Annotated in this window: 18 protein-coding genes; 17 read left to right on the top strand and 1 reads right to left on the bottom strand. The window is 34.2% G+C overall.

The features are described from left to right. Nucleotides 1-142 precede the first annotated feature (142 nt). The 8 genes from dnaE to MHI02_RS13110 all read left to right on the top strand — a co-directional run bounded on the left by dnaE (nt 143) and on the right by MHI02_RS13110 (nt 11,077). The gene (dnaE, locus tag MHI02_RS13145) at nt 143-3,484 is read left to right on the top strand and encodes a DNA polymerase III subunit alpha (protein WP_257456122.1); all 3,342 of its coding nucleotides are present in this window, start codon (nt 143-145) and stop codon (nt 3,482-3,484) included. A gap of 151 nt (nt 3,485-3,635) precedes the next feature. Further along, nucleotides 3,636-4,865, top strand: a complete 1,230-nt coding sequence (locus tag MHI02_RS13140) for an NAD(P)-dependent malic enzyme (RefSeq protein WP_257456121.1) — start codon at nt 3,636-3,638, stop codon at nt 4,863-4,865. A 43-nt stretch (nt 4,866-4,908) separates the two neighbouring features. Next, nucleotides 4,909-5,520 carry a FadR/GntR family transcriptional regulator gene (locus tag MHI02_RS13135; protein WP_225344046.1) on the top strand — a complete coding sequence of 204 codons (612 nt, stop codon included), beginning with the start codon at nt 4,909-4,911 and terminating at the stop codon, nt 5,518-5,520. Between the two features lie 295 nt (nt 5,521-5,815). Then, nucleotides 5,816-6,673, top strand: coding sequence for an acetyl-CoA carboxylase, carboxyltransferase subunit beta (gene accD / locus MHI02_RS13130; RefSeq protein WP_047185389.1), 858 nt, complete (start codon nt 5,816-5,818; stop codon nt 6,671-6,673). A 1-nt stretch (nt 6,674) separates the two neighbouring features. Continuing rightward, nucleotides 6,675-7,631 (top strand): acetyl-CoA carboxylase carboxyl transferase subunit alpha, encoded by a 957-nt coding sequence (gene accA / locus MHI02_RS13125; RefSeq protein ID WP_047185388.1) that lies wholly within the window; start codon nt 6,675-6,677, stop codon nt 7,629-7,631. Nucleotides 7,632-7,843: 212 nt separating this feature from the next. Continuing rightward, the gene (pfkA, locus tag MHI02_RS13120) at nt 7,844-8,806 is read left to right on the top strand and encodes a 6-phosphofructokinase (protein ID WP_047185387.1); all 963 of its coding nucleotides are present in this window, start codon (nt 7,844-7,846) and stop codon (nt 8,804-8,806) included. Nucleotides 8,807-8,830: 24 nt separating this feature from the next. Further along, nucleotides 8,831-10,591: a pyruvate kinase gene (gene pyk / locus MHI02_RS13115; RefSeq protein WP_047185386.1), complete on the top strand. Its 1,761-nt coding sequence runs from the start codon at nt 8,831-8,833 to the stop codon at nt 10,589-10,591. Nucleotides 10,592-10,687: 96 nt separating this feature from the next. After that, nucleotides 10,688-11,077 (top strand): FxsA family protein, encoded by a 390-nt coding sequence (locus MHI02_RS13110; RefSeq protein ID WP_047185385.1) that lies wholly within the window; start codon nt 10,688-10,690, stop codon nt 11,075-11,077. 5 nt (nt 11,078-11,082) lie between these two features. Here the strand turns inward: MHI02_RS13110 and ytvI are convergent, their stop codons facing one another. Then, a complete protein-coding gene (gene ytvI / locus MHI02_RS13105; RefSeq protein WP_341165964.1) occupies nt 11,083-12,189 on the bottom strand; it encodes a sporulation integral membrane protein YtvI in 1,107 nt (368 codons plus the stop codon). A 307-nt stretch (nt 12,190-12,496) separates the two neighbouring features. Between ytvI and citZ the strand changes: the two genes are divergently transcribed. The 9 genes from citZ (at nt 12,497) to MHI02_RS13060 (ending at nt 23,865) form a co-directional block, all read left to right on the top strand. Beyond that, complete coding sequence (citZ, locus tag MHI02_RS13100; protein ID WP_341165963.1) at nt 12,497-13,618, top strand: citrate synthase; 1,122 nt, start codon at nt 12,497-12,499, stop codon at nt 13,616-13,618. A 128-nt stretch (nt 13,619-13,746) separates the two neighbouring features. Next, nucleotides 13,747-15,018, top strand: a complete 1,272-nt coding sequence (icd, locus tag MHI02_RS13095) for an NADP-dependent isocitrate dehydrogenase (protein ID WP_257456106.1) — start codon at nt 13,747-13,749, stop codon at nt 15,016-15,018. Between the two features lie 113 nt (nt 15,019-15,131). Next, nucleotides 15,132-16,070 carry a malate dehydrogenase gene (mdh, locus tag MHI02_RS13090; RefSeq protein WP_047185381.1) on the top strand — a complete coding sequence of 313 codons (939 nt, stop codon included), beginning with the start codon at nt 15,132-15,134 and terminating at the stop codon, nt 16,068-16,070. Nucleotides 16,071-16,405: 335 nt separating this feature from the next. Continuing rightward, nucleotides 16,406-17,104 carry a response regulator transcription factor gene (locus MHI02_RS13085; RefSeq protein WP_047185380.1) on the top strand — a complete coding sequence of 233 codons (699 nt, stop codon included), beginning with the start codon at nt 16,406-16,408 and terminating at the stop codon, nt 17,102-17,104. Beyond that, the gene (gene pnpS / locus MHI02_RS13080) at nt 17,101-18,468 is read left to right on the top strand and encodes a two-component system histidine kinase PnpS (protein WP_257456103.1); all 1,368 of its coding nucleotides are present in this window, start codon (nt 17,101-17,103) and stop codon (nt 18,466-18,468) included. Before MHI02_RS13085 ends, pnpS begins: the two co-directional genes overlap by 4 nt. Nucleotides 18,469-18,584: 116 nt before the next feature. Further along, a complete protein-coding gene (polA, locus tag MHI02_RS13075) occupies nt 18,585-21,224 on the top strand; it encodes a DNA polymerase I (protein ID WP_341165962.1) in 2,640 nt (879 codons plus the stop codon). A gap of 12 nt (nt 21,225-21,236) precedes the next feature. Next, entirely contained in the window at nt 21,237-22,064 is an 828-nt protein-coding gene (gene mutM, locus MHI02_RS13070; RefSeq protein ID WP_060668949.1) for a DNA-formamidopyrimidine glycosylase, read from the top strand. 12 nt (nt 22,065-22,076) lie between these two features. After that, nucleotides 22,077-22,676, top strand: a complete 600-nt coding sequence (gene coaE, locus MHI02_RS13065) for a dephospho-CoA kinase (RefSeq protein WP_047185376.1) — start codon at nt 22,077-22,079, stop codon at nt 22,674-22,676. Nucleotides 22,677-22,839: 163 nt separating this feature from the next. After that, complete coding sequence (locus MHI02_RS13060; protein WP_060668947.1) at nt 22,840-23,865, top strand: glyceraldehyde-3-phosphate dehydrogenase; 1,026 nt, start codon at nt 22,840-22,842, stop codon at nt 23,863-23,865. Nucleotides 23,866-24,002 lie beyond the last annotated feature (137 nt).

Here is a 24,002-nt window from a genome sequence, read left to right as displayed (position 1 = left end):
CTCCTTTATCGAGGGTTCTAACATATCTTATGAAAACAAAGGACAAGTTATGATATCCCCCATAGATCAAAATGGAATCCTATCTAATGCATGTTCTTCTTAAATTGGTATAATGGGGTATAGAAAGAAGGCGTGATTTTAAATGGCTTTTACACATTTACATGTTAGAAGTAGCTATAGTTTAATGGATAGTACAATAACGATTGATAAATTAATTGATAAGGCTAAAAAGCTGCAATTTGATGGACTAGCCTTAACGGATGAACATGTTCTTTATGGGGTTATTCCATTTTACAAAGCATGTGTTGAAAATGGTATAAAGCCCATTATTGGTATGACTGTATTTGTAGAACAGAATGAAAATATGTTCGAGTTAGTTTTATTAGCAAAAAATAATAAAGGTTATCAAAGCCTTACTCGATTAAGTTCACAAATACAATTAAATCAACAAAAGGTTATTTCAATAGAGAAGCTATCAGGATTCACTAATGATTTGATCGGAATATTACCAACAAATAATCCGATTTTGGAGAATTTGTTGATACATAAGTCGCATGAAGAAATAAACCAATACCTTAGAAATTGGTTGGGGTTATTCCAAAGAAATGATTTTTATTTAGGAGTTCAACCGGATGAACAACGACTCTTTCTATCATTAAAATCAATTCAAGATTTATCAGGAATTTCCGTTGTTTCTTTATGTGATGTACGGTATTTAGATGAAAAAGATGATATGGCTTTTGATATATTGCAATCCATGAAAAAAGGAAAACAATGGGATATGAAATTGTCCTCACCAAACGTAAAACGAAAACATTTAAGGTCAAGCTTGGAAATGGAACAAATTTTCCAAAATGATTGGCCTGAAGTGTTACAAGAAACAGAGATTATAAAAAATAAATGTCATGTTTCTTTTGACTTTAATCAGAAGTTATTACCGTCATTTCCTCTTCCTGAAAATATAAATGCCGATCAATACTTAGAAAAGCTTTGCTGGGAAAATGTGGGGAAGAAATATACTACGGTTACAGATGTTATTTCTCAAAGATTGGCATATGAAATACAAACCATTCAAAAGATGAAATTTAGTGATTACTTCTTAATCGTAGCTGATTTTATATGGTACGCGAAAGAAAATAATATATTGGTTGGACCGGGAAGGGGATCATCTGCCGGATCCCTTGTTGCATATCTTCTAGGTATCACGGACGTTGATCCAATTAAATATAATCTTATATTTGAACGATTTTTAAATCCCGAAAGAAAAACAATGCCCGATATCGATGTGGATTTTTCTGATGAACGTCGTGATGAAGTAATTGAATATGTACGAAATAAATACGGAGTCGAACATGTTGCGCAAATTATTACTTTTGGTACATTTGCTCACCGATCATTAATTAGGGAACTTATGAAAACGTTGAATGTGGAACAACAAGATATGTATTATATTTTAAATAAATTACCACAACAGTCATCCAAGAAATTATCCAACATTTTAAAGGAATCAGAGGAATTAAACGAGTATATTAAATCCTCTAAAAAATTAAAGATACTTTTTACAGCAGCAATAAAATTAGAAGGGATACCAAGACATATATCAACTCATGCTGCTGGTGTTGTTATAAGTAATAAACCATTACTAGAACATGTACCACTGACTATTGGTACGAACGAAACAAGATTAACTCAATTTACGATGAATGATTTGGAGTCATTAGGTTTGTTAAAAATGGATTTTTTAGGATTACGTAATCTATCCTTTATAGAAAAAATCCTAAGATCTATCCACTTTACTGAACATATAGAAGTAACTCTTGATCAACTTCCAGAACATGATCAAAAAACGTATTCTTTATTACGTAGTGGGAAAACAAATGGAATCTTTCAACTTGAATCACAGGGAATGAAAAGAGTATTAACAGAATTAAAACCAGATTCCTTTGAAGATATTGTAGCGGTAAATGCGCTTTTTCGCCCTGGTCCAATGGATTTTATTCCTGTTTATATTGCGCGTAAAGAAAAGCGTGAACCGATTCAATATCTACATCCGGACTTAGAACCTATCTTGAAACCAACATATGGTGTATTAGTGTACCAGGAACAAATTATGCAAATTGCTAATAAAATTGCTGGATTTAGTTTAGGAGAAGCGGACATTTTAAGAAGGGCTGTCAGTAAAAAGAAACAACAAGTAATGGAAGAGCAAAAGGAGGCCTTTATAGAAGGTTGTATCAGGAATGGGTATGAAAAAATAGTTGCTAACGAAATCTTTAGTTGGATTGTTAAATTCTCTAATTATGGTTTTCCTAGAAGTCATGCAGTGGCATATAGTAAAATTTCGTATTATTTAAGTTACTTAAAAGCACATTTTCCAGCAAATTTTTTTGCGGAATTATTAAATTCTTTCGGAAATCAGCAGGAAAAATGGAACCTTTACTTGAAAGAAATAAGAGAAATAAATATAACTATTCTCCCGCCTTCTATAAACAAAAGTTATGGCAGATATTCCGTAGAAAATGGACAAATTCGCATCGGTCTTGCAGCAATTAAAGGTGTTGGTAATCAAGCGATTAAGGAAATATTAAACGTTAGGAAAAATGGTGCCTTTAAACATTTATACGATTTTTGTTTACGGGTAGACCTGAAACTGGTTAATCGACAAACGATGGAGAATTTAATTATGGCCGGTGTTTTCGATGATAGTTATTCAAATCGAGCAAGTTTATTAGCATCTTTAGATCGAGCGAGAGAACAAGGAGAGTTATTTAGTGAGTTTTCTAGTCAATCTAGTTTCTTTCAAGATGAACTTTTATTCGAAATGGATTATGTACAAATGGAAGATTTTAGTATAGCGAAAAAACTAGCAGATGAGAAAGAGCTAATCGGGACATTTGTTTCGAGTCATCCACTAAAGGAACTCCGCCCAAGCCTAAGAGGGAATGGCTATATTACTATGCGGGAAGTACAGAGATTTATTGGAAAACGTCATATTTCTTCCGCTGTACTTGTTCAATCACTTAAAACAATTAGAACGAAGCGCGGAGATCCGATGGCTTTTCTAGTAATTGGTGATGAAACAGGAGAAGTGGATGCTGTCGTATTCCCGGAACTTTACCGTAACATTAACCAATGGCTTAAAGAGGAGTTAATGATTACTATTAAAGGGAAAGTAGAATATAGGAATAACAAACTCCAATGGGTTTTAGAAGATGTTCAACCATTTAGCGAAAACCAGTTAGACCAAAAATCAAGTAAAATAATGTTTGTTAAAGTTACACCAAATAAAAGAGATTCTGCTTTACAAATGATTCAACAAATTGCGAATAAATACCCAGGGAGTACACCTATCATTATTTATCATGAGGAAACGAAACGAACGTATCAACTTTCTCAGGGTTATAATACCCATGCTAATTATGATAGTTTAAAAGCATTAAGGCATTTTTTTGGTAACGAAAATGTAGTATTGAAAAATAATTAAAAAAAGTACATTTGCAAGTAGTTTTTTTGATAAATTAAATGGGCGTTACTTTACATGATTCATTCATCTGATATAATGTAGGATTATAAGTGGTCAGACCACTAGGGGTTATTGAATTTTATTTATAAAATCAAAGGGGCGAATAACAAAAATGGCAAGTCTAAAAGACGAATCACTACACATGCATAAAGTAAATCAAGGGAAATTAACGATTCAATCCAAGGTTCCGGTTAGAAATTCAAAAGATTTAAGTTTAGCATATTCACCAGGCGTTGCAGAACCTTGCAAAGAAATACATGATCGAGAAGAATCTGTATATGATTATACAATGAAAGGTAATATGGTAGCTGTAGTGAGTGATGGATCAGCGGTATTGGGTCTTGGTAACATAGGTCCAGAGGCAGCTCTTCCTGTAATGGAAGGTAAATCAGTATTATTTAAAGCATTTGCAGGTGTGGATTCATTCCCAATCTGTTTAGATACGCATGATGTAGATAAAATTGTGGAAACAGTTAAATTAATGGAACCAACCTTTGGTGGTGTTAATTTAGAAGATATTGCCGCTCCTAATTGCTTTATTATTGAAGAACGACTTAAAAATGAAACAAATATACCTATATTCCATGATGATCAACATGGTACAGCAATTGTAACTGTAGCGGGATTAATTAATGCATTGAAACTCGTGGGAAAATCTTTTTCGAATATACGTGTAGTGGCTAATGGTGCAGGAGCTGCTGGTATAGCCATTATTAAGCTACTAAACCATTTTGGTGTGCATGATGTGATTATGTGCGATTCCAAAGGTGCTATATATGAAGGTAGGCCGTATGGAATGAACAGCGTGAAGGAACAAGTAGCAAAATATACAAATAGAAATAAAATAGAAGGTAGTTTGAACGAAGTAATAGAAGGTGCCGATGTATTCATCGGGGTTTCAGTAGCTGGTGCTTTAACAAAAGAAATGATTACAAAAATGAATGATGATCCTATTATTTTTGCAATGGCAAACCCGGATCCAGAAGTAATGCCTGAAGTTGCAAAAGAAGCGGGAGCGAAAGTTATCGGTACAGGGCGTTCTGATTTTCCGAATCAAGTAAACAATGTTTTGGCATTTCCGGGAATCTTCCGTGGTGCTTTAGATGTTCGTGCTACAAGAATTAATGAGGAGATGAAAATCGCCGCTGCAGAGGCTATAGCTTCACTGGTTTCTGAAGAAGAACTTCATGATGATTATGTGATTCCAGCTCCTTTTGATGATCGTGTTGCTCCTACGGTTGCAGCAAGTGTTGCCAAAGCTGCAATGGAAACAGGCGTTGCAAGAATTACATTGAACCCGGAAGAAATTGCTGAAAAAACAAGAAGATTAACAAAAAATTAAAATTCCGTCGAATCCTTTAAAGGAGAAGTTACTGATTGTGTCAATGCTACCAAATCAGAAAGCTTACCATGGTGTACTAGAGCAAATTCGTATTTTTATTCACGAAAATCAATTGAAACCGGGAGACAAGCTCCCATCCGAAAGAGAACTAGCGGAATCTTTAGGAACAGGAAGGTCTTCCGTACGAGAAGCGCTTCGTGCACTTGAACTATTAGGAATTATCGAAACAAGACACGGGGAAGGAACTTTTCTTAGCTCGTATCGTTCTTTTCAAACAGTTAAAATATTAGCATCCTTTATTCTAGGTAATAGTAGTACGAAAGAAAGTATTATTACTACACGCAAATTAATTGAAAAAGAAGCGGCAAAACTAGCTTTACAAAAAGTTGAAGATAAAGATATTACACAATTTAAAAAGATAATTCAGGACTTAATTAATAATCCAAAGCAAATGCACATCGATTTTTTCACTCTTATTTTAAATAAAACAGAGAATGAACTACTGTTGATAATCTGGCAACTGATCTTGGAATTCTCCCAAATATTCGATAAAGGATTTTATGACTCTCCATTCTATCAACAGTTAGTTGATCTTTATGAAAAAGAAGATTATTCACGAATAGAAGATTTATTTATGAAACAGTTTTTCAGTTAAATATATTCTTATACCGGTAAATTATGACAAAATTTTTAAAAGCCCTTTGTTATACTTTAGGAAAATTTATCCCACCTAAACGGGTAGTAAGACTCCCCCTCAAACTTCTAGGGGGGATCAACAGCTCGTAAAGGTCCGATAAGTGCGACTAACCATCAGTGGCGGATGAAGGCCCCCACTAATGGAAGTCTTCTTTAAAGGATTAAAAAATATTATCTCGCTATTTTGACGACAACCTAGTTTTTAATCAACACATAACAAAGGTAAAGATGTGCAGAGCAAAGGAGGAAACATTTTGCAGCTTAAGGAAATTTTTACAAAGCGAAAGAAATATGCAACAATCCCAAATGAAAATAGTAAAATTGATGTTCCACAAGGACTCATGCAAAAATGTAAAAATTGTAACAAAATATATTATCGTAAAGAAATGAAAAAATCTTTAAATGTTTGTCCAAATTGTGGTTATCATCATCCACTTTCAGCTTGGGAACGAATTGAAAGTTTATTTGACGAAGATACCTTTAAAGAATGGGATGCAAATATAACTTCGTCTAACCCTTTAAATTTCCCGGAATATGAAGAAAAAGTATTAAAAGACTGTGAAAAAACCGGACTCAATGAAGGGGTAGTAACTGGTAAAGGAATGATTAATGGGCAAGAAACTGCATTCGCAGTAATGGACTCGTACTTTAGAATGGGGAGTATGGGTTCTGTAGTCGGCGAAAAAATTGCTAGATCAGTTGAAAATGCACGTAAAGAATCTCTTCCTTTTATCATTTTTACAGCTTCAGGTGGAGCAAGAATGCAAGAAGGAATACTTAGCCTAATGCAGATGGCAAAAACCTCTGTAGCTATTAAGAGGTTTAGCGATGATGGTGGTCTAATGATCTCTGTTATGACTCACCCAACAACTGGTGGAGTCTCAGCTAGTTTTGCATCCATTGGGGATTATAACTTTGCAGAGCCAGGAGCATTAATAGGATTTGCTGGAAGAAAAGTAATTGAACAAACCATTCGGGAAAAACTTCCTAAAGATTTCCAAACATCGGAGTTCTTAATGGAACATGGACAGTTAGACAAGATTATTCACAGACATGAAATGAAAAACCTTCTTACTACGATTCTAGAGATGCATCAAAAGGAGGTTAATTGACGTGAAGCAAATCCTTGAATTTGAAAAACCAATTATTAATTTGAAGGATAAAATTGCTGAATTAAAGAAGTTTACAGCAGATAGTGAAATTGATTTAACCGAAGAAATAAATAAATTGGAAGATAGGTTGGAACAATTAGAAGACGACATATATGGTAATTTAAAACCATGGGATCGGGTTCAAATGGCAAGGCATTCTGAACGACCAACAACTCTAGATTATATCCACCAATTATTTACCAACTTTATTGAATTTCATGGCGACCGTCGTTATGGAGATGATCAAGCTATTGTGGCAGGAATTGCCTATTATAAGGACAAACCTGTAACAGTTATAGGACACCAACGAGGAAAAGACACAAAAGAAAATATTAAACGTAATTTTGGTATGCCACATCCAGAAGGCTATCGTAAAGCTTTACGTCACATGGAACAAGCTCAAAAGTTCAATCGCCCAATCATTACATTTATTGATACAAAAGGTGCATATCCTGGAAGAGCGGCTGAAGAGCGGGGGCAAAGTGAGGCTATTGCCAAAAACCTTATGGAGATGGCTGGATTTACTGTTCCTATTGTATGTATTGTGATAGGTGAAGGTGGTAGCGGAGGGGCTCTAGGTTTAGGTATTGGTGATCATATCCATATGTTAGAGAATTCTACATATTCCGTTATTTCACCAGAAGGAGCAGCTTCTATTTTATGGAAAGATGCTAGCTTAGCTAAAAAAGCAGCAGAATCTATGAAAATCACTGCTAATGATTTGAAAGAACTAAATGTCATTGATCAAGTTATTCCGGAGCCCAAAGGTGGAGCACATCAAGACATAAAAGTACAAGCTGAAAAAATAGATGTCGTTCTCGAACAATCGATTCGAGAATTAAGTAAATATACAACTGATGAATTATTAGAAAAAAGATGGGAAAAATATAAAAATATAGGTGATTATAAACTGTTATAATCAAAATCGATTAAAGACTGATAGAGTATTTATCAGTCTTTCATTTTTCACTTTATTTCAAAAAAATATTTTTCGACCTTTTTCAATGATATTTGTTGATATTTGTGGAGTTTTAATTTATCTTAAACATATATCGATTATATGAAACAGCTGTTTAAAATGAATTAGTACAGCTTTTATAAATTAAATTTAAGTCTACTGAGGTGGAAAAAATGCTTAAAAAAATCGGTGTATTAACGAGTGGTGGAGATGCACCCGGTATGAATGCTGCAATTCGTGCTGTAGTTAGAAAAGCAATATACCATAATATTGAAGTATACGGAATTAGATATGGTTATCAAGGATTAATGGAAGGTAACATTAAAAAGATGGATCTAGGTTCTGTTGGTGATATTATTCACCGTGGTGGTACTATATTAGCTACGGCCAGAAGTCAGGAATTCAAAACAGAAGAAGGACAACAAAGGGCTATCGAGCAACTAAATAAATGGGGTATCGAAGGTCTTGTTGTTATTGGTGGAGACGGTAGCTTCCGTGGTGCACAGAAATTAACAAGTAGAGGATTTCCTTGTATCGGGGTTCCAGGAACGATTGATAACGATATACCAGGAACTGATTTTACCATTGGGTTTGATACGTCTTTAAATACAGTCTTAGAAGCAATTGATAAAGTTCGTGACACAGCAACATCTCATGAGCGTACATATATTATTGAGACTATGGGAAGAAACGCTGGTGATTTAGCATTATGGGCTGGATTAGCTGGTGGTGCAGAAAGTATTATAATTCCAGAGGTAGATGAAGAATTTTCGAATATAATTCATCGGTTGGAACGTAGTCGCGAAAGAGGTAAAAGACATAGCATTATCGTATTAGCGGAAGGTGTTGGTAATGCTTTTGAATTTAGTGAACGGATAAAGAAAGAAACTGGAATAGAAACAAGAGTTACTGTTTTAGGGTATATTCAACGTGGAGGTTCTCCGACTGCTCAAGATAGAGTTTTAGCAAGTCGTCTCGGTGCTAGGGCTGTAGAACTTTTAATTGAAAATAAATCCGACCGAATGGTTGGAATACGAAATAACGAAATAGTGGATAATGACATCGATGATATTTTATCGGGTAAACACCATTTAAATAAGGGAATGTATAATTTATCCAAAGAATTATCGATTTAATTACCGCTTAGGAGGAATACAATAATGAGAAATACTAAAATCGTTTGTACAATTGGACCTGCTTCAGAGTCTGTTGAAACATTGGAAAAGCTAATCGATGCTGGAATGAATGTGGCTCGATTAAATTTTTCACATGGGGATTTTGATGAACATGGTGCTAGAATAAAAAATATCCGTATGGCAGCTGAAAATAAAAAGAAAACAGTAGCGATCCTTTTAGATACGAAAGGTCCAGAAATAAGAACAGGTAGTTTTGTAAATGGTCAAGACGAAATCGTTGCTGGGCAAACAGTATATATTTCTATGAATGAAATGGAAGGAACTGCAGAACGTTTTTCAGTTACATACCCAGGTTTAATTGATGATGTTCACGAAGGATCTAAGATTCTCCTAGATGACGGATTGATTGAATTGGAAGTAACTGCTATAGATAAACATACTAATGAAATTAGAACAACTGCATTAAATAGCGGAACGATAAAAAATAAAAAGGGCGTAAACGTACCAAATGTTTCTGTTAAACTTCCTGGATTAACTGAAAAAGATAAAAAGGACATTGAATTTGGGATTGAACAGGATGTTGATTTTATTGCAGCTTCATTTGTTCGTCGTGCATCTGATGTGTTAGAAATTAAAGAGGTATTAGAAAATAATAACGCAACACATATCAAAATCATCCCTAAGATTGAGAATCAAGAAGGGATTGACAACATCGATCGCATTTTACAAGTTAGTGATGGTTTAATGGTAGCTAGAGGAGATTTAGGTGTTGAAATTCCTGCCGAAGATGTTCCATTAGTACAAAAAGAATTAATTAAAAAATGTAATAATGCAGGAAAGCCAGTTATAACAGCTACACAAATGTTAGATTCTATGCAACGTAACCCACGTCCTACAAGAGCTGAGGCTTCAGACGTAGCGAATGCTATTTTTGATGGGACAGATGCCATTATGTTATCTGGTGAAACAGCAGCGGGTAATTATCCAGTAGAATCGGTTCAAACAATGAATAACATTGCATTAAAAGCAGAATCAGCACTAGACTATCATGCTGTGTTAGAAGAACGCTCCAAAGAGGTAGATATGAACATTGCAGAAGCAATTACACAATCTGTTTCCCATACGGCAATGAACCTAAATATTGATACAATCATTGCCCCTACAGAAAGTGGACATACTCCAAGTATGATCTCCAAATACCGTCCGAAAGCAACTATATTAGCTGTGACAGTTAATGAAAAAGTAAATCGTCAACTTTCACTTGTGTGGGGTGTTCATGCAGTGATGGGAAGACAAACAACTTCTACTGACGAGATGTTAAGTGTTGCCATAGACAAAGGTCTTGAGTCAGGGTTATGTCATCGTGGAAATCGTGTCATTATCGCGGCAGGAGTTCCGGTTGGGGAAAGTGGAACAACCAATTTGATTAAAGTTCATGTCATTGGTGATGTTATTGCTAAAGGTCAAGGAATTGGTAAGCAAAGTGCATATGGAAAAGCAGTAAAAGTGAAAAATGCAGATGAAGCTATTTCAAAAGTTCAACAAGGTGATATTGTTGTTGCCTATGGTACGGATCGAGAAATGATGCAAGCATTAGAAAAAGCGAGCGGAATTGTTACTGTAGAAGGTGGACTAACATCACATGCTGCCGTTGTTGGCTTAAACCTTGGAATTCCAGTAATTGTAGGTGTTGATAATGCATTTGAAATAATTGAAGATGGCCAAGAACTTACAATTGATGGTTCTAAGGGTGATATTTATAAAGGTCATGCTAAAGTACTTTAAGAACTGTACAATACTTTTTGAACGACTTAAATAATATAAACAATAAAAATCGGCTGTTTTGCCGATTTTTATTGTTATAATAGGGGGACTAGGTAAATGCGATGGTTATTACTAGCTTTATTCATTCTTCCAGCTTGTGAAATTGGTGTTTTTGTTTGGATTGGTGGAAAGATTGGCCCATGGTGGGTAGTATTACTAATTTTATTGACAGGGATCATAGGTATAACGATTGCTAAGATACAAGGTACCTATACGTTACAAAAAGCAAGGATATCCATAAATAATGGGCAAGTCCCAACAGAACAAATCATGGATGGAATTTGCATTTTGATAGGTGCAGTATTTTTATTATCTCCAGGTTTTATTACAGATACCATTGGCCTTTTACTTGTTTTACCGATATTGAGAAAGCCGCTAAAAAGGGTTTTGTATCATTTTATAAAAAGAAAAATGAGTAACGGAACTTTTATTTTTCGAAGATGGTAAATGGTTTACCCTTTAACAAATGTTTTAACTAATTTAAATATACCTGTTTGATAACATACATTAATTAGAATAAGAATAAATGGGGTAATAATTAATCCAACTAGTCCCCATATTTTAAATCCAATAAAATAACCAATGAGTGCTAAAAGAGGATGTATCCCCATATTAGATGATAAAATCTTAGGTTCCAAAATTTGCCTGCTAATAATAACAATCATATAAAGGATGGATAAACCGATAGTTAGGGTGTAGTTTCCGCTAACAAATAAATAAACAATCCAAGGAATAAAGATAAAACCAATACCAACAAAAGGAATTAAATCAACAAGAGCACTAAATGCCGCAATGGTTAGGGCTTGGTCAACTTTAAGAATGAGAAGCCCGGTAAAAATGGTTATGCCAGAGATACCGATTAATGTAAACTGCGCCTTCATAAATCCCCCTATTCCTTTTTTAAAATGAATATTAAGTTGTTTGGTGATGGAATTAACTTTATTGGGTATTAATTGAATTATTTTTTTCCTTAACGAATACCATTCATTGGAAATAATAAATGTTCCAATAATAATAAAGATCAAAATGGCAATGGAATTGGGAAGATGGCTTAAGAAATTTGGAATAAAAATAAGAAAATCTTGTAAAAAGGTTGACCCTTTTGATCCAATATGGTTCATTATTTCTTCCAGGGTATTTTTTATGGTAGTTTGTTGTGTCGTGTCTAGTGACAAGAAAATTGATAGTATTTTTTGTTGAATTGGTAAAACAGAAGTATTAAAGAAATCTTTCATATAAATAACCAATTCTTGAAAATAGATTGGCAATTTTTCTGCTAGAAATAATGTTCCTTGATAAATTTCTAAAAACGCTATAAAAAGAATACCAAGTAAACTAAAAATAATGATACAAATACTGATTATTACAGAAAGAGCCCTTGGGAAATTTAGTGTTTTTTGCAAGAAATCTACTAAAGGGTTCATAAGGTATGCTATTAAAAATGCAATAATGATTGGATATATATATGGAAGTGTATTAACAAAGATAAAATAACTAGTCAACAATAAAACCATTAAAAGTAAAATACGAGAAAATTGCATCCAATATCGTTTATACATAGGTATCCCCCAATGAGCTGCATCTACAATCTCCTTTTTACTTTACTTATGCTACTAGGAAGAAAAATAGACATATAAATTACCATACTAATTTGTACTATTTTAATAGGTATTTTACGTTAAATTAAAAAGTTAAACGGTTTCAATTCACTTTCTCTTCGTTTTACTTTATAATTGATTTTGGGGGAGGCAATATTTATATAAAAATAAATGAATATTTCCTAAAAAACGAATTAATGATATACTAAGTAATATAAATATTGTCTGAAAGTTGTAAGTAACATATATAGAAAAGGAGATGTTTCATATGACAACAACTACGAAAGGGCTTGAAGGGGTAGTAGCATCAAGATCACAAATTAGTTCGATCATAGACGATCAACTAACGTATGTTGGGTATACGATTGATGACTTAGCCGAAAATGCTAGTTTTGAAGAAGTAGTTTTTTTATTATGGAATAAAAAATTACCGAATCAAAAAGAACTAGATGCTATTAAAAAAGAGCTCGCGGAGAATATGGAAGTTCCCAATGAGATTTATGAATATTTAAAATCTTACGACATGTCAAAAGTACATCCGATGGCTGCTTTAAGAACTGCTGTATCGATGCTCGCTTTATACGATGACGAAGTAGATGCTATGGAAGCGGATGCAAATAAGCGCAAAGCGATTCGTATTCAAGCTAAAATCGCAACAATTGTAACAGCGTTTTCTAGAATTCGTAAAGGGCAAGAACCGGTTAAACCTAAAAAGGACTTAAGCTATTCAGAAAACTTCTTATATATGTTGAACGGAAAACAAGCAAATTCCATTGAAGTTGAAGCAATTGAAAAAGCATTAGTATTACATGCGGATCATGAATTAAATGCTTCTACATTTACTGCAAGGGTATGTGTTGCTACATTATCTGATGTTTATTCTGGTATCACTGCCGCAATTGGTGCATTAAAAGGACCATTGCATGGTGGAGCTAACGAAGCAGTTATGAAAATGCTATTAGAAATTGGCGAAGAAGAGAATGCAATCCCATATATTGAGAAGAAAATCGCAAATAAAGAAAAAATAATGGGAATGGGACACCGTGTGTATCGTACTGGTGATCCGCGTGCTAAACATTTGAAAGAGATGTCTAAACAATTAACTAAAATAACAGGACAAGAGAAATGGTATAACATGTCTGTTAAAATAGAAGACTATATTAAGAAAAATAAAGGATTGCCTGCAAATGTTGATTTCTATAGTGCTTCTGTCTATCATAGCTTAGGTATAGACTATGATCTATTTACACCTATTTTTGCGGTGAGCCGTACTTCGGGTTGGTTAGCGCATATACTAGAACAGTATGAAGATAATCGTTTAATTCGCCCAAGAGCTGAGTATATTGGCCCACAAAAACAAAAATATATACCTTTATCACAACGTTCATAGTCTAAATATTATTAAAATCATTATTATTTTACCATTTCTTATGAATCTATTAGAATATTGAATAGTAGGTAAAAGCTATTCCTACTATTCAGTTTATATATTTGTATAATACTAGGAGGTAATTTTTTATGACACAGGGAGAAAAAATTGTAGTAGAGAATGGACAAATGAATGTACCGAATAATCCTATTATTCCGTTCATTGAAGGGGATGGAACAGGTCCAGATATTTGGGCAGCTGCGAAAAAAGTAATTGAAGCTGCAGTTGAAAAAGCATATGATGGCTCTAAAAAAATCGATTGGCTAGAAGTGTATGCCGGTGAAAAGGCTTATAATAAATTTGGGGAATGGCTCCCACAAGATACGTTAGATAAAATTAATGAGTATAAAATTGCAATTAAAGGACCTTTAACTACTCCAATCGGTGGGGGAATTCGTTCATTAAACGTTGCGCTTAGACAAGAACTTGATTTATTTACATGTCTTCGCCCAGTTCGTTACTTTGAAGGGGTACCTTCTCCAGTTAAACGTCCTGAAGATGTAGATATGGCAATTTTCCGTGAAAATACAGAAGATATTTATGCTGGTATTGAATGGCAAAATGGTACAGACGAGGTTAAAAAGGTAATCGAATTCTTACAAAATGAGATGGGTGTACATAAAATCCGTTTCCCAGAAACATCTGGAATTGGTATTAAACCTGTTTCTGAAGAAGGGACAAAACGTCTAGTTCGTTCTGCAATCCAATATGCTTTAGATGAAAATCGTAAGAGTGTTACATTAGTACATAAAGGTAACATCATGAAATTTACAGAAGGTGCATTTAAGCAATGGGGTTATGAAGTTGCTGAAGAAGAGTTCGGTGATAAAGTATTTACATGGTCCGAGTACGATCGAATTGTTGAAAAAGATGGAAAAGATGCTGCTAATAAAGCACAAGATGAAGCATTAGCTCAAGGTAAAATCCTAGTTAAAGATGCTATAGCGGATATTTTCTTACAACAAATTCTAACTCGTCCAAAAGAGTTTGATGTAGTAGCAACCATGAATTTAAATGGTGACTATATTTCTGATGCTTTAGCTGCTCAGGTAGGTGGAATTGGTATTGCTCCTGGAGCTAATATTAACTATGACACTGGACACGCTATTTTCGAAGCTACACACGGTACAGCACCTAAATATGCTGGACTTGATAAAGTAAACCCATCTTCAGTTATCTTATCCGCGTGCTTAATGCTAGATCACTTAGGATGGAGAGAGGCATCACAATTAATTATGAATTCTATGGACAAGACAATTGCATCAAAAGTTGTTACTTATGATTTTGCACGTCTTATGGATAATGCTACAGAAGTTAAATGTTCTGAATTCGCTGATGAGCTAATTAAAAATTTAGGATAATGAATCCTGAAAAATAATGGGTATCACCACGAGTTTTGTGGTGAACCCATCCTTTCTATATGGAAGGAAACCAACTGGAATTTTCAATCAAAACAAAAAGGGGTTAATCTTTTATGGGATTAAAACGTAATAAAATTTCTGTTATCGGTTCTGGATTTACCGGGGCAACTACCGCTCTAATGATTGCACAAAAAGAATTGGGAGATGTTGTATTAGTAGATATTCCAAATATGGAAAACCCTACTAAAGGTAAAGCGCTAGATATGGCTGAAGCAGCTCCAGTACAGGGGTTTGATGCAAGGGTAATAGGTACAGCTGATTATGCGGATACTAAAGATTCCGATCTTGTCATTATTACTGCAGGTATTGCACGTAAGCCAGGTATGAGCCGTGATGACTTAGTAAATACTAATGCTAAGATTATGAAAAATGTTACACAAGAAATCGTCAAGCATTCTCCAGAAACAACAATTGTTGTTTTAACGAATCCTGTTGATGCAATGACTTATACAGTTTATAAGGAATCTGGATTTCCTAAAGAACGTGTTATTGGTCAATCTGGTGTTTTGGATACAGCAAGGTTTAGGTCGTTTGTTGCGGAAGAACTGAATGTATCGGTAAAAGACGTAACTGGCTTTGTTCTTGGAGGACATGGTGACGATATGGTCCCACTCATCCGTTATTCCTATGCAGGTGGCATTCCTTTAGAGAAATTAATTTCCAAAGAGCGCCTTGAAGCGATTGTTCAGCGTACTCGAACTGGTGGAGGGGAGATTGTTAATTTACTTGGAAATGGAAGCGCCTATTATGCTCCAGCAGCATCTTTAACGGTTATGGCAGAGGCTATACTAAAGGATCAACGACGAATTCTTCCATCTATTGCTTACTTAGAGGGAGAATATGGCTACCAGAATATTTATTTAGGTGTTCCAACTATATTAGGTGGAAATGGTATTGAAGAAATTATCGAATTAGATCTAACCGAAGAAGAGAAAGCTGCACTGGATAAATCAGCCGAATCAGTAAAGAAAGTACTTAACGTTTTAGAATAAGAGATAAATGAACTTCTACTTATATATAAGTAGAAGTTTTTTTGCAGATGGGAAAGTATAAATTCTTTCCCATCTGGCGCTCCAATTATTCGCCTCTACATATTTACAACTAAGGCATACCCCCGAACTAATAGAGGATGCCAAGTTATCTAATAAAGAAAACTGCCATCAATGGGGGGAACTTCATCCACCACTGATGGTTAGTCGCACTTACGGAGCAGTTGATCTCCATAATGTAAAGAAAGTGTAAAATTCACCTAACTTTTCCCTGTTTGCTATCATTCAATGGTAATATTAGAATTAAAGAAAACTTTACTTCTATAGGGGGTATTTAGGTGGCGCAAAAAATTCTAATTGTAGATGACGAAAAGTCCATTGTAACATTATTAAATTATAATTTAGAGAAAGCTGGCTATATAACCGATACTGCATTTGATGGAAAAGAAGCTATTCAAAAAATTGAACAAAATAATGATTATAATTTGGTAGTTTTAGATTTAATGCTCCCTGAAATAGATGGGATGGAAGTTTGTAAATATTTGCGCAGTAATAAAAACGATACACCAATCCTCATGTTAACAGCTAAAGATGATGAATTTGATAAAATACTTGGTTTAGAGCTAGGAGCTGATGACTATTTAACGAAGCCTTTTAGCCCGAAAGAAGTTATTGCACGTATTAAAGCAATTTTGCGTAGATCAAATATGACTCCAGCCTCGCAATTTTCTACCATCCGCATAGGTGAGTTAATTATATACCCGGAAAGATATGAAGCGGAAATAAATTCAAATAGTATTACCTTTACAAGAAAGGAATTTGAACTCCTATATTTTCTAGCAACTAATAAAGGAAAGGTCATTTCAAGGGATCAGTTATTAAGCGGTGTTTGGGATTATGATTTTGTTGGCGATACGCGAATTGTTGATGTGCATATAAGCCATTTACGTGAGAAAATCGAACCAAATTCAAAAAAGCCAGTTTATATTAAGACGGTACGTGGTCTTGGTTATAAGCTGGAGGAACCAAGGGTATGAAAAGTCTTATTAAAAAACCACTTTCATATTATATGCTTATCATTTTTGTCCTTTCCGTGATTAATGGATTGCTTTTATTTCCTATTGTAGATAATGTAATTATACTTATTGCTATATTAATTATTAACTTTTGTATATTAACATTATTTCTGCAATTTTTTAACGTTAATCATATGAAGCCGTTGAGTAAAGCAATTACTATTCTCTCTGAAATAAATCAAGGGAACTATCGGGTAAGGTTTCACTTTTCAGGGAACAATATTATTGGAACACTAAGCAAAGAAATAAATTCTTTAGCAAGAAATATGAATGAATATTCTATCCAAGAAAAAATGCAACGGGAACAATTAACTACCATTATAGAAAATACAGAAAATGGATTAGTATTAATTGATGAAAAAGGCTATATTCATTTAGTGAACAGGAAATTTTTAACGATTTACGGTAAAACTATGAAAGAATATAAAGGTTATCTTTATTATGAAGTGCTGGAAGAAGAAGTGTTTCATAAAACGATTCAAAATGCCTTTTTATATGAAGAAAATGTTAAAAATGAATTTACGCATTATGAAGGAACAGAAAAAGTATATTACCAAATCATTGGAGTTCCAATTTTTAACGAAAAAAACCGACTAAAGGGTGCTGTTCTTGTCATTCATGATATAACAGAATTGAAAAAGTTAGAATTAATGCGAAAAGACTTTGTTGCTAATGTTTCTCATGAATTAAGAACCCCAATTACTTCTATACGCGGTTTTGCTGAAACATTATTAGAAGATGATTTAAAAAATAAAGAAGTTGCGAAAGAATTTTTAACCATTATATATAACGAAAGTGATCGAATGCAACTGCTTATTGAAGATTTGCTTACCTTGTCTCGCTTAGAGCAGGAGAATTTTCAGCTCATTGTAAATGAAATTGATGTGGAAGGGTTATTAAAAGACATCATTCCGGCTTATCAAATGAAGGCAAGGAAGAAAAAGATAAGCATTGCTTTTTCTGTGGATGAAAAATTAAAGTTTAAAGCAGATAAGGAAAAAATTAAACAAATTATTATTAATTTATTAGATAATGCCATTCATTATACACAAGAACAAGGTAAAGTCTCTCTAGCGATCAATTCAACCGAAGAATACGTACACATCCATGTTTCAGATACTGGTATGGGAATTGATAAGGCTGTTTTACCGCGTATCTTTGAACGATTCTATCGAGTGGACAAAGCGCGAAGTAGGAACACTGGTGGGACAGGATTAGGGCTTGCAATTGTTAAACACATTGTAGATGTCCATGATGGTAAAATTGAAATAGATAGTGAAATCAATAAAGGTACACATATCCATATTTATCTACCTAGGAAATAACATCTACTGACACAAAGTAGGTGTTTGTTTTTATTTCCTTCAGATTAAATGATAAAATAAGCTTTAAGCGATTGTTCACACGCATTTTAAGTGTAATGATAATTGGAGGATTATACATGACAACAAAAAAACTAGTCTTGATTGATGGAAATAGTATCATCTACCGTGCATTCTTTGCGCTTCCATTATTGAATAATGATAAAGGGGTTTATACAAATGCCGTTTATGGATTTACAACGATGTTATTAAGGATATTACAAGAAGAAAAACCCACCCATCTATTAGTAGCTTTTGATGCCGGAAAGACTACCTTTAGGCATGAAACGTATAAAGAATACAAAGGAGGGCGTCAAAAAACTCCGCCAGAACTTTCCGAACAGTTTCCGGTTTTGAAAGAATTGCTTGATGCCTTTCAGATTAAGCATTACCAATTGGAGCAATATGAGGCCGATGATATCATTGGAACACTTTCTTTACAAGGAAAGGAAAAGGGTTACGATGTAACAGTCATATCGGGTGACAAGGATATGTTGCAACTCGTATCTGATAAAGTTACCGTAAGTGTTACAAAAAAAGGGATAAGCGAAGTGGATCAATATACCCCAGAGTTTTTAATGGAAAAAATGGAGATTACTCCCGAACAAATTATTGATTTGAAAGCCTTAATGGGGGATAGTTCGGATAATATTCCAGGGGTACCCGGAGTAGGACAAAAAACAGCTACTAAACTACTTAAGCAATACCCAACTTTAGAGGAAGTTTACGAACATATCGATGATGTTAGTGGAAAGAAACTAAAAGAAAAATTGGCTACTCATAAAGATGATGCTTTTATGAGTAAAGATTTAGTGACTATTAATCGGGACTCTCCTATAGAAATAAAAATAGACGATATTGTATATGAAGGTTATTCGGAACATGAGGTAAGTACAAAGTTTAAAGAATTGGGATTTTTATCGCTTTTAGATAAAGTATCTGCAGATTCAATAGATAGTGATGCACCAACAGAATTAAAAGAGATTGAATTTACGATAGTTGATGAAGTAAAAGAGGAACTATTTACGAATCAGGATGCATTTATCGTAGAATTGGCTGGAGAAAATTATCATTCTGACGATATTTTAGGATTTAGTATTGTAAATGAAAATAAAAAATTCTTTGTACCTGTTGATGTTGCTTTACATTCAGATGTGTTTGAAAAATGGGCAGAAGATGAAACAAAGGAAAAACAAGTTTTTGACGCTAAAAAGACATTAGTTTCTTTATTACGAAATGAAATTCATATTAAAGGGATTCGTTTTGATATGTTATTAGCTTCTTACTTGTTAAACCCTTCAGAAAATAACCATGATATACCTGCCATTGCAAACCGGATGGGATATAGGGATGTCTTGTTTGATGAAGAAGTATACGGAAAAGGTGCAAAGTGGAAGGTTCCTGAACAGGAAAAACTAGCTGAGCATATTGTTCGGAAGGCAAATACATTATTTCATTTAAAAGATAAAATGGAAGAGAAATTAAAAGAAAATGAACAATTTACCTTATTAAATGAATTGGAAATGCCCATTGCACTCATTTTAGGAGAAATGGAGCATCAGGGAGTACTAATTGATACGAACAAAATTAAAGAAATGGGCGAAGATTTAAAGGCAAGACTAGATACTCTAGAAAAAGAAGTACATGAACTGGCGGGGGAAACATTTAACCTTAATTCTCCAAAACAACTAGGTCCGATTTTATTCGAGAAATTAGGGCTTCCCGTTATTAAGAAAACAAAAACAGGATATTCTACTGCTGCGGATGTTCTGGAACGACTTGTAGATGAGCATGAAATCATCCCGAAATTATTGCTTTATAGACAATTGGGCAAACTCCAATCGACTTATATTGAAGGATTATTAAAGGTAATCAATAAAGAAACAAATAAAGTTCATACCCGTTTTAATCAAGCGTTGACACAAACTGGCAGATTAAGTTCTGTTGATCCTAACTTACAAAATATTCCAATCCGATTAGAGGAAGGTAGAAAGATCCGTAAAGCATTTGTGCCGTCGGAAAAAGATTGGGTCATGTTTGCTGCGGATTATTCTCAAATTGAATTACGTGTTTTGGCCCATATATCAAAAGATGAAAAACTAATTCAAGCATTCCAAAATAATCTAGATATTCATACGCAAACCGCCATGGATGTTTTCCATGTTGAAGCGGACGAAGTGACTGCGAATATGCGTAGGCAAGCAAAAGCAGTAAACTTTGGAATTGTTTATGGAATAAGTGATTTTGGATTATCACAGAATCTAAAAATTTCTAGAAAAGAAGCAAAACAATTTATTGATCGTTATTTTGATATTTATACCGGTGTACAAAACTACATGGAAGAAATTGTTCAAGAAGCAAAATTAAATGGTTATGTAACGACAATTATGAATCGCAGAAGATATCTACCAGAAATAAACAGTAGAAATTTTAATGTGAGAAGTTTTGCTGAACGGACAGCAATGAATTCTCCTATTCAAGGAAGTGCTGCAGATATTATTAAAAAAGCAATGATTGATTTGCATACGAAATTGAAGGAAGAGAAAATGCAAGCACGCATGTTGCTACAAGTACACGATGAATTAATTCTCGAAGCTCCAAGGGAAGAAGTGGAAAAGTTAAAGGTAATCGTACCGGAAATGATGGAGGGTACTGTAGAATTAAGGGTTCCTCTTAAAGTGGATTACGCTTTTGGGGATAGTTGGTTTGATGCAAAGTAAGGAGTAGTAGCGATGCCTGAATTACCAGAAGTAGAGACGATAAGAAAAACACTTATACCACTAGTCTCTAATAAAACAATAGATAAAGTAGAAGTATACTGGCCAAAAATGGTGAAAGTCCCAGATGATGTCGAGAGATTTAAATTATTGTTGCAAGGGCAAACGATTCAAAGAATGGGAAGAAGAGGGAAATTTTTATTATTCTATTTAAATGATGTCGTTCTAATTTCTCATTTAAGGATGGAAGGCAAGTATCGAGTTGTTTCTTCAGCTGAACCGATAGAGAAACATACTCATGTTATTTTCACATTTACTAATGGTGAAGACCTTCGTTATAATGATGTTCGCAAATTCGGTACGATGCATGTTTATCCTATTGGCCAAGAGTTCGAAAGTGAACCATTAAAAAAGTTAGGACCTGAACCATTTGATGAAGGTTTTACGCTAGACTATTTATACCAGAAGTTGAAAAGGACAGAGCGCCCTATTAAGGCAGTATTATTAGATCAAACTGTCGTTACAGGTCTTGGAAATATCTATGTTGATGAGACATTATTCCGTGCCAAAATACATCCTTCAAAAAAAGCAAGTCACTTAACAAAAAAAGAAGTAGAACGAATTCGTGATGAATCCATCCATACGTTAGCCGATGCGGTTAAACAGGGCGGAACAACCATCCGTTCTTATGTTAATGGTCAGGGAGAAATGGGGATGTTTCAACAAGAGTTGTTTGTTTATGGACAGGAAAATAAAGAATGTAAACGATGTGGAAATCTAATTTTAAAAACGAAAGTTGCTGGACGTGGCACGCATATTTGTCCTAATTGCCAAAAAGAATAGAGGGATTATGAGATGGCACTAATTATTGGCCTAACAGGTAGTATTGCAAGTGGAAAGAGTACGGTTAGTTTAATGTTTGATGAATTTCGAATACCAGTTGTGGATGCTGATAAAATAGCCAGGGAGGTAGTGTATCCTGGTGAAGAAGCGTATAACAAAATTATTGAGACATTTGGAACCCATTTATTACGGGAAGATAAAACATTAAATCGTAAAAAACTTGGAGAAATTGTATTTGATGACCAAGAAAAATTAGAAACTTTAAATCAAATAGTTCATCCGGCAATACGTAAAAGGATCATAGAAAAACGTGATGGGTTTGTTCAAGATGGGGCTTCATGTGTGGTATTAGATATTCCATTATTATTTGAAAGTAACTTAACAAATTTTGTTGATAAAACAATTGTCGTTTATGTAGACGAGAACGTACAGTTACAAAGATTAATGGAACGAGATGAATTTGGTGAAAGTGAAGCATTAAAGCGTATTAAATCACAAATGCCTGTTAAAGAGAAAGCAAAATTAGCTGATGCTGTCATTAATAATAACAGTTCAAAAACAGCCACTTTTGAACAACTGGAAGATATTTTAAGGAAATGGGATGTCATATAGGAAGTCTAGACTTATTGTCTAGACTTTTTGCTTAAGTTTTTGACCTATTTTAAAGAAAATCCGAAAAAACTTATAAAAACAGAATCACATTCATCTGAAATATGTTATACTATTTATTATAAAGGGGTATTAAGTATAACATAAATAGGAGGAAGAGATTCTGATGGGGAAGACGCGTGTTGCAATTAATGGTTTTGGAAGAATTGGAAGAATGGTTTTTAGGCAGGCTATTGTAGATGAGGATGTCGAAGTGGTTGCAATTAATGCAAGATATCCTACTGAAACGCTTGCGCACTTAATTAAATATGATAGTGTTCATGGTATTTTTCACGGTGAAGTTACTGCACTTGAATCAGCTATTAAAGTAAATAACAAAATAGTTGAGGTTGTGAATTCAAGAGAACCTAATAAACTGCCATGGAAGGAATTAAACATAGATGTAGTAATTGAAGCTACAGGGAAATTTAAAACGAAAGAAAGTGCTGGATTACATATCCAAGCCGGAGCAAAAAAAGTCGTAATTACAGCACCAGGTAAAGAAATAGATAAGACAATCGTGATGGGGGTAAACGAACATACGTATCAACCAGAATTGGACCATGTCATTTCTAATGCTTCCTGTACAACGAACTGTTTAGCACCGGTAGTGAAAGTAATAGATGATCATTTTACAATTAAAAACGGATTAATGACTACTGTTCATGCATACACGAATGATCAAAATAATTTAGATAATCCTCATAAAGACTTAAGGCGTGCAAGAAGTTGTGGCCAATCCATTATACCTACATCTACAGGGGCAGCAAAAGCGTTAGGTGAGGTTTTACCACATTTAAACGGTAAATTACATGGAATGGCATTAAGGGTTCCTACACCGAATGTATCATTAGTGGATCTTGTTGTAGACGTGGAAAAGAGTGTAACGGTTGAAGAAGTGAATCGTGTATTTAAACAGTCTTCAAAACAAGAAATGAATGGCATCATTCATTATAGTGAAGAACCACTTGTTTCTATTGATTATACAACAACGGATTTTTCATCTATTATTGATGGCTTATCTACCATGGTTATAGACGGAAATAAAATAAAAGTTTTGGCTTGGTATGATAATGAATGGGGCTATTCGAAACGAGTTCTTGATCTAACCAAATTAGTTGGGATTAGTTTAAAGGAATTTGCTAGAATTTAATACTTTTAAAACCATCTATTTCCACAGTGAATAGATGGTTTTTCTAGTTGCAAAAGATTCATAAACATTATATACTTCTCATGTTACGATTTGAAAACGAAATGATGTTTTCTGCTTAAAGGGTTAGGACCTCATCC

This window comes from Oceanobacillus sp. FSL K6-0118 (assembly GCF_038006665.1).
GTDB classification, from domain to species: domain Bacteria; phylum Bacillota; class Bacilli; order Bacillales; family Amphibacillaceae; genus Oceanobacillus; species Oceanobacillus caeni.
The sequence above is the reverse complement of the archived record's forward strand: the minus strand, read 5'-3'. Positions and strand labels throughout refer to the sequence as shown.

Excerpts from the sequence above, each read along its gene's own strand:
- MHI02_RS13135 (WP_225344046.1), top strand. The coding sequence starts at position 4,909 with ATGCTACCAAATCAGAAAGCTTACCATGGTGTACTAGAGCAAATTCGT.
- coaE (WP_047185376.1), top strand. The coding sequence starts at position 22,077 with ATGGCACTAATTATTGGCCTAACAGGTAGTATTGCAAGTGGAAAGAGT.
- MHI02_RS13060 (WP_060668947.1), top strand. The coding sequence starts at position 22,840 with ATGGGGAAGACGCGTGTTGCAATTAATGGTTTTGGAAGAATTGGAAGA.
- mutM (WP_060668949.1), top strand. The coding sequence starts at position 21,237 with ATGCCTGAATTACCAGAAGTAGAGACGATAAGAAAAACACTTATACCA.
- pyk (WP_047185386.1), top strand. The coding sequence starts at position 8,831 with ATGAGAAATACTAAAATCGTTTGTACAATTGGACCTGCTTCAGAGTCT.
- pfkA (WP_047185387.1), top strand. The coding sequence starts at position 7,844 with ATGCTTAAAAAAATCGGTGTATTAACGAGTGGTGGAGATGCACCCGGT.
- MHI02_RS13140 (WP_257456121.1), top strand. The coding sequence starts at position 3,636 with ATGGCAAGTCTAAAAGACGAATCACTACACATGCATAAAGTAAATCAA.
- pnpS (WP_257456103.1), top strand. The coding sequence starts at position 17,101 with ATGAAAAGTCTTATTAAAAAACCACTTTCATATTATATGCTTATCATT.
- ytvI (WP_341165964.1), bottom strand. The coding sequence starts at position 12,189 with ATGTATAAACGATATTGGATGCAATTTTCTCGTATTTTACTTTTAATG.
- icd (WP_257456106.1), top strand. The coding sequence starts at position 13,747 with ATGACACAGGGAGAAAAAATTGTAGTAGAGAATGGACAAATGAATGTA.
- mdh (WP_047185381.1), top strand. The coding sequence starts at position 15,132 with ATGGGATTAAAACGTAATAAAATTTCTGTTATCGGTTCTGGATTTACC.
- dnaE (WP_257456122.1), top strand. The coding sequence starts at position 143 with ATGGCTTTTACACATTTACATGTTAGAAGTAGCTATAGTTTAATGGAT.
- polA (WP_341165962.1), top strand. The coding sequence starts at position 18,585 with ATGACAACAAAAAAACTAGTCTTGATTGATGGAAATAGTATCATCTAC.
- MHI02_RS13110 (WP_047185385.1), top strand. The coding sequence starts at position 10,688 with ATGCGATGGTTATTACTAGCTTTATTCATTCTTCCAGCTTGTGAAATT.
- citZ (WP_341165963.1), top strand. The coding sequence starts at position 12,497 with ATGACAACAACTACGAAAGGGCTTGAAGGGGTAGTAGCATCAAGATCA.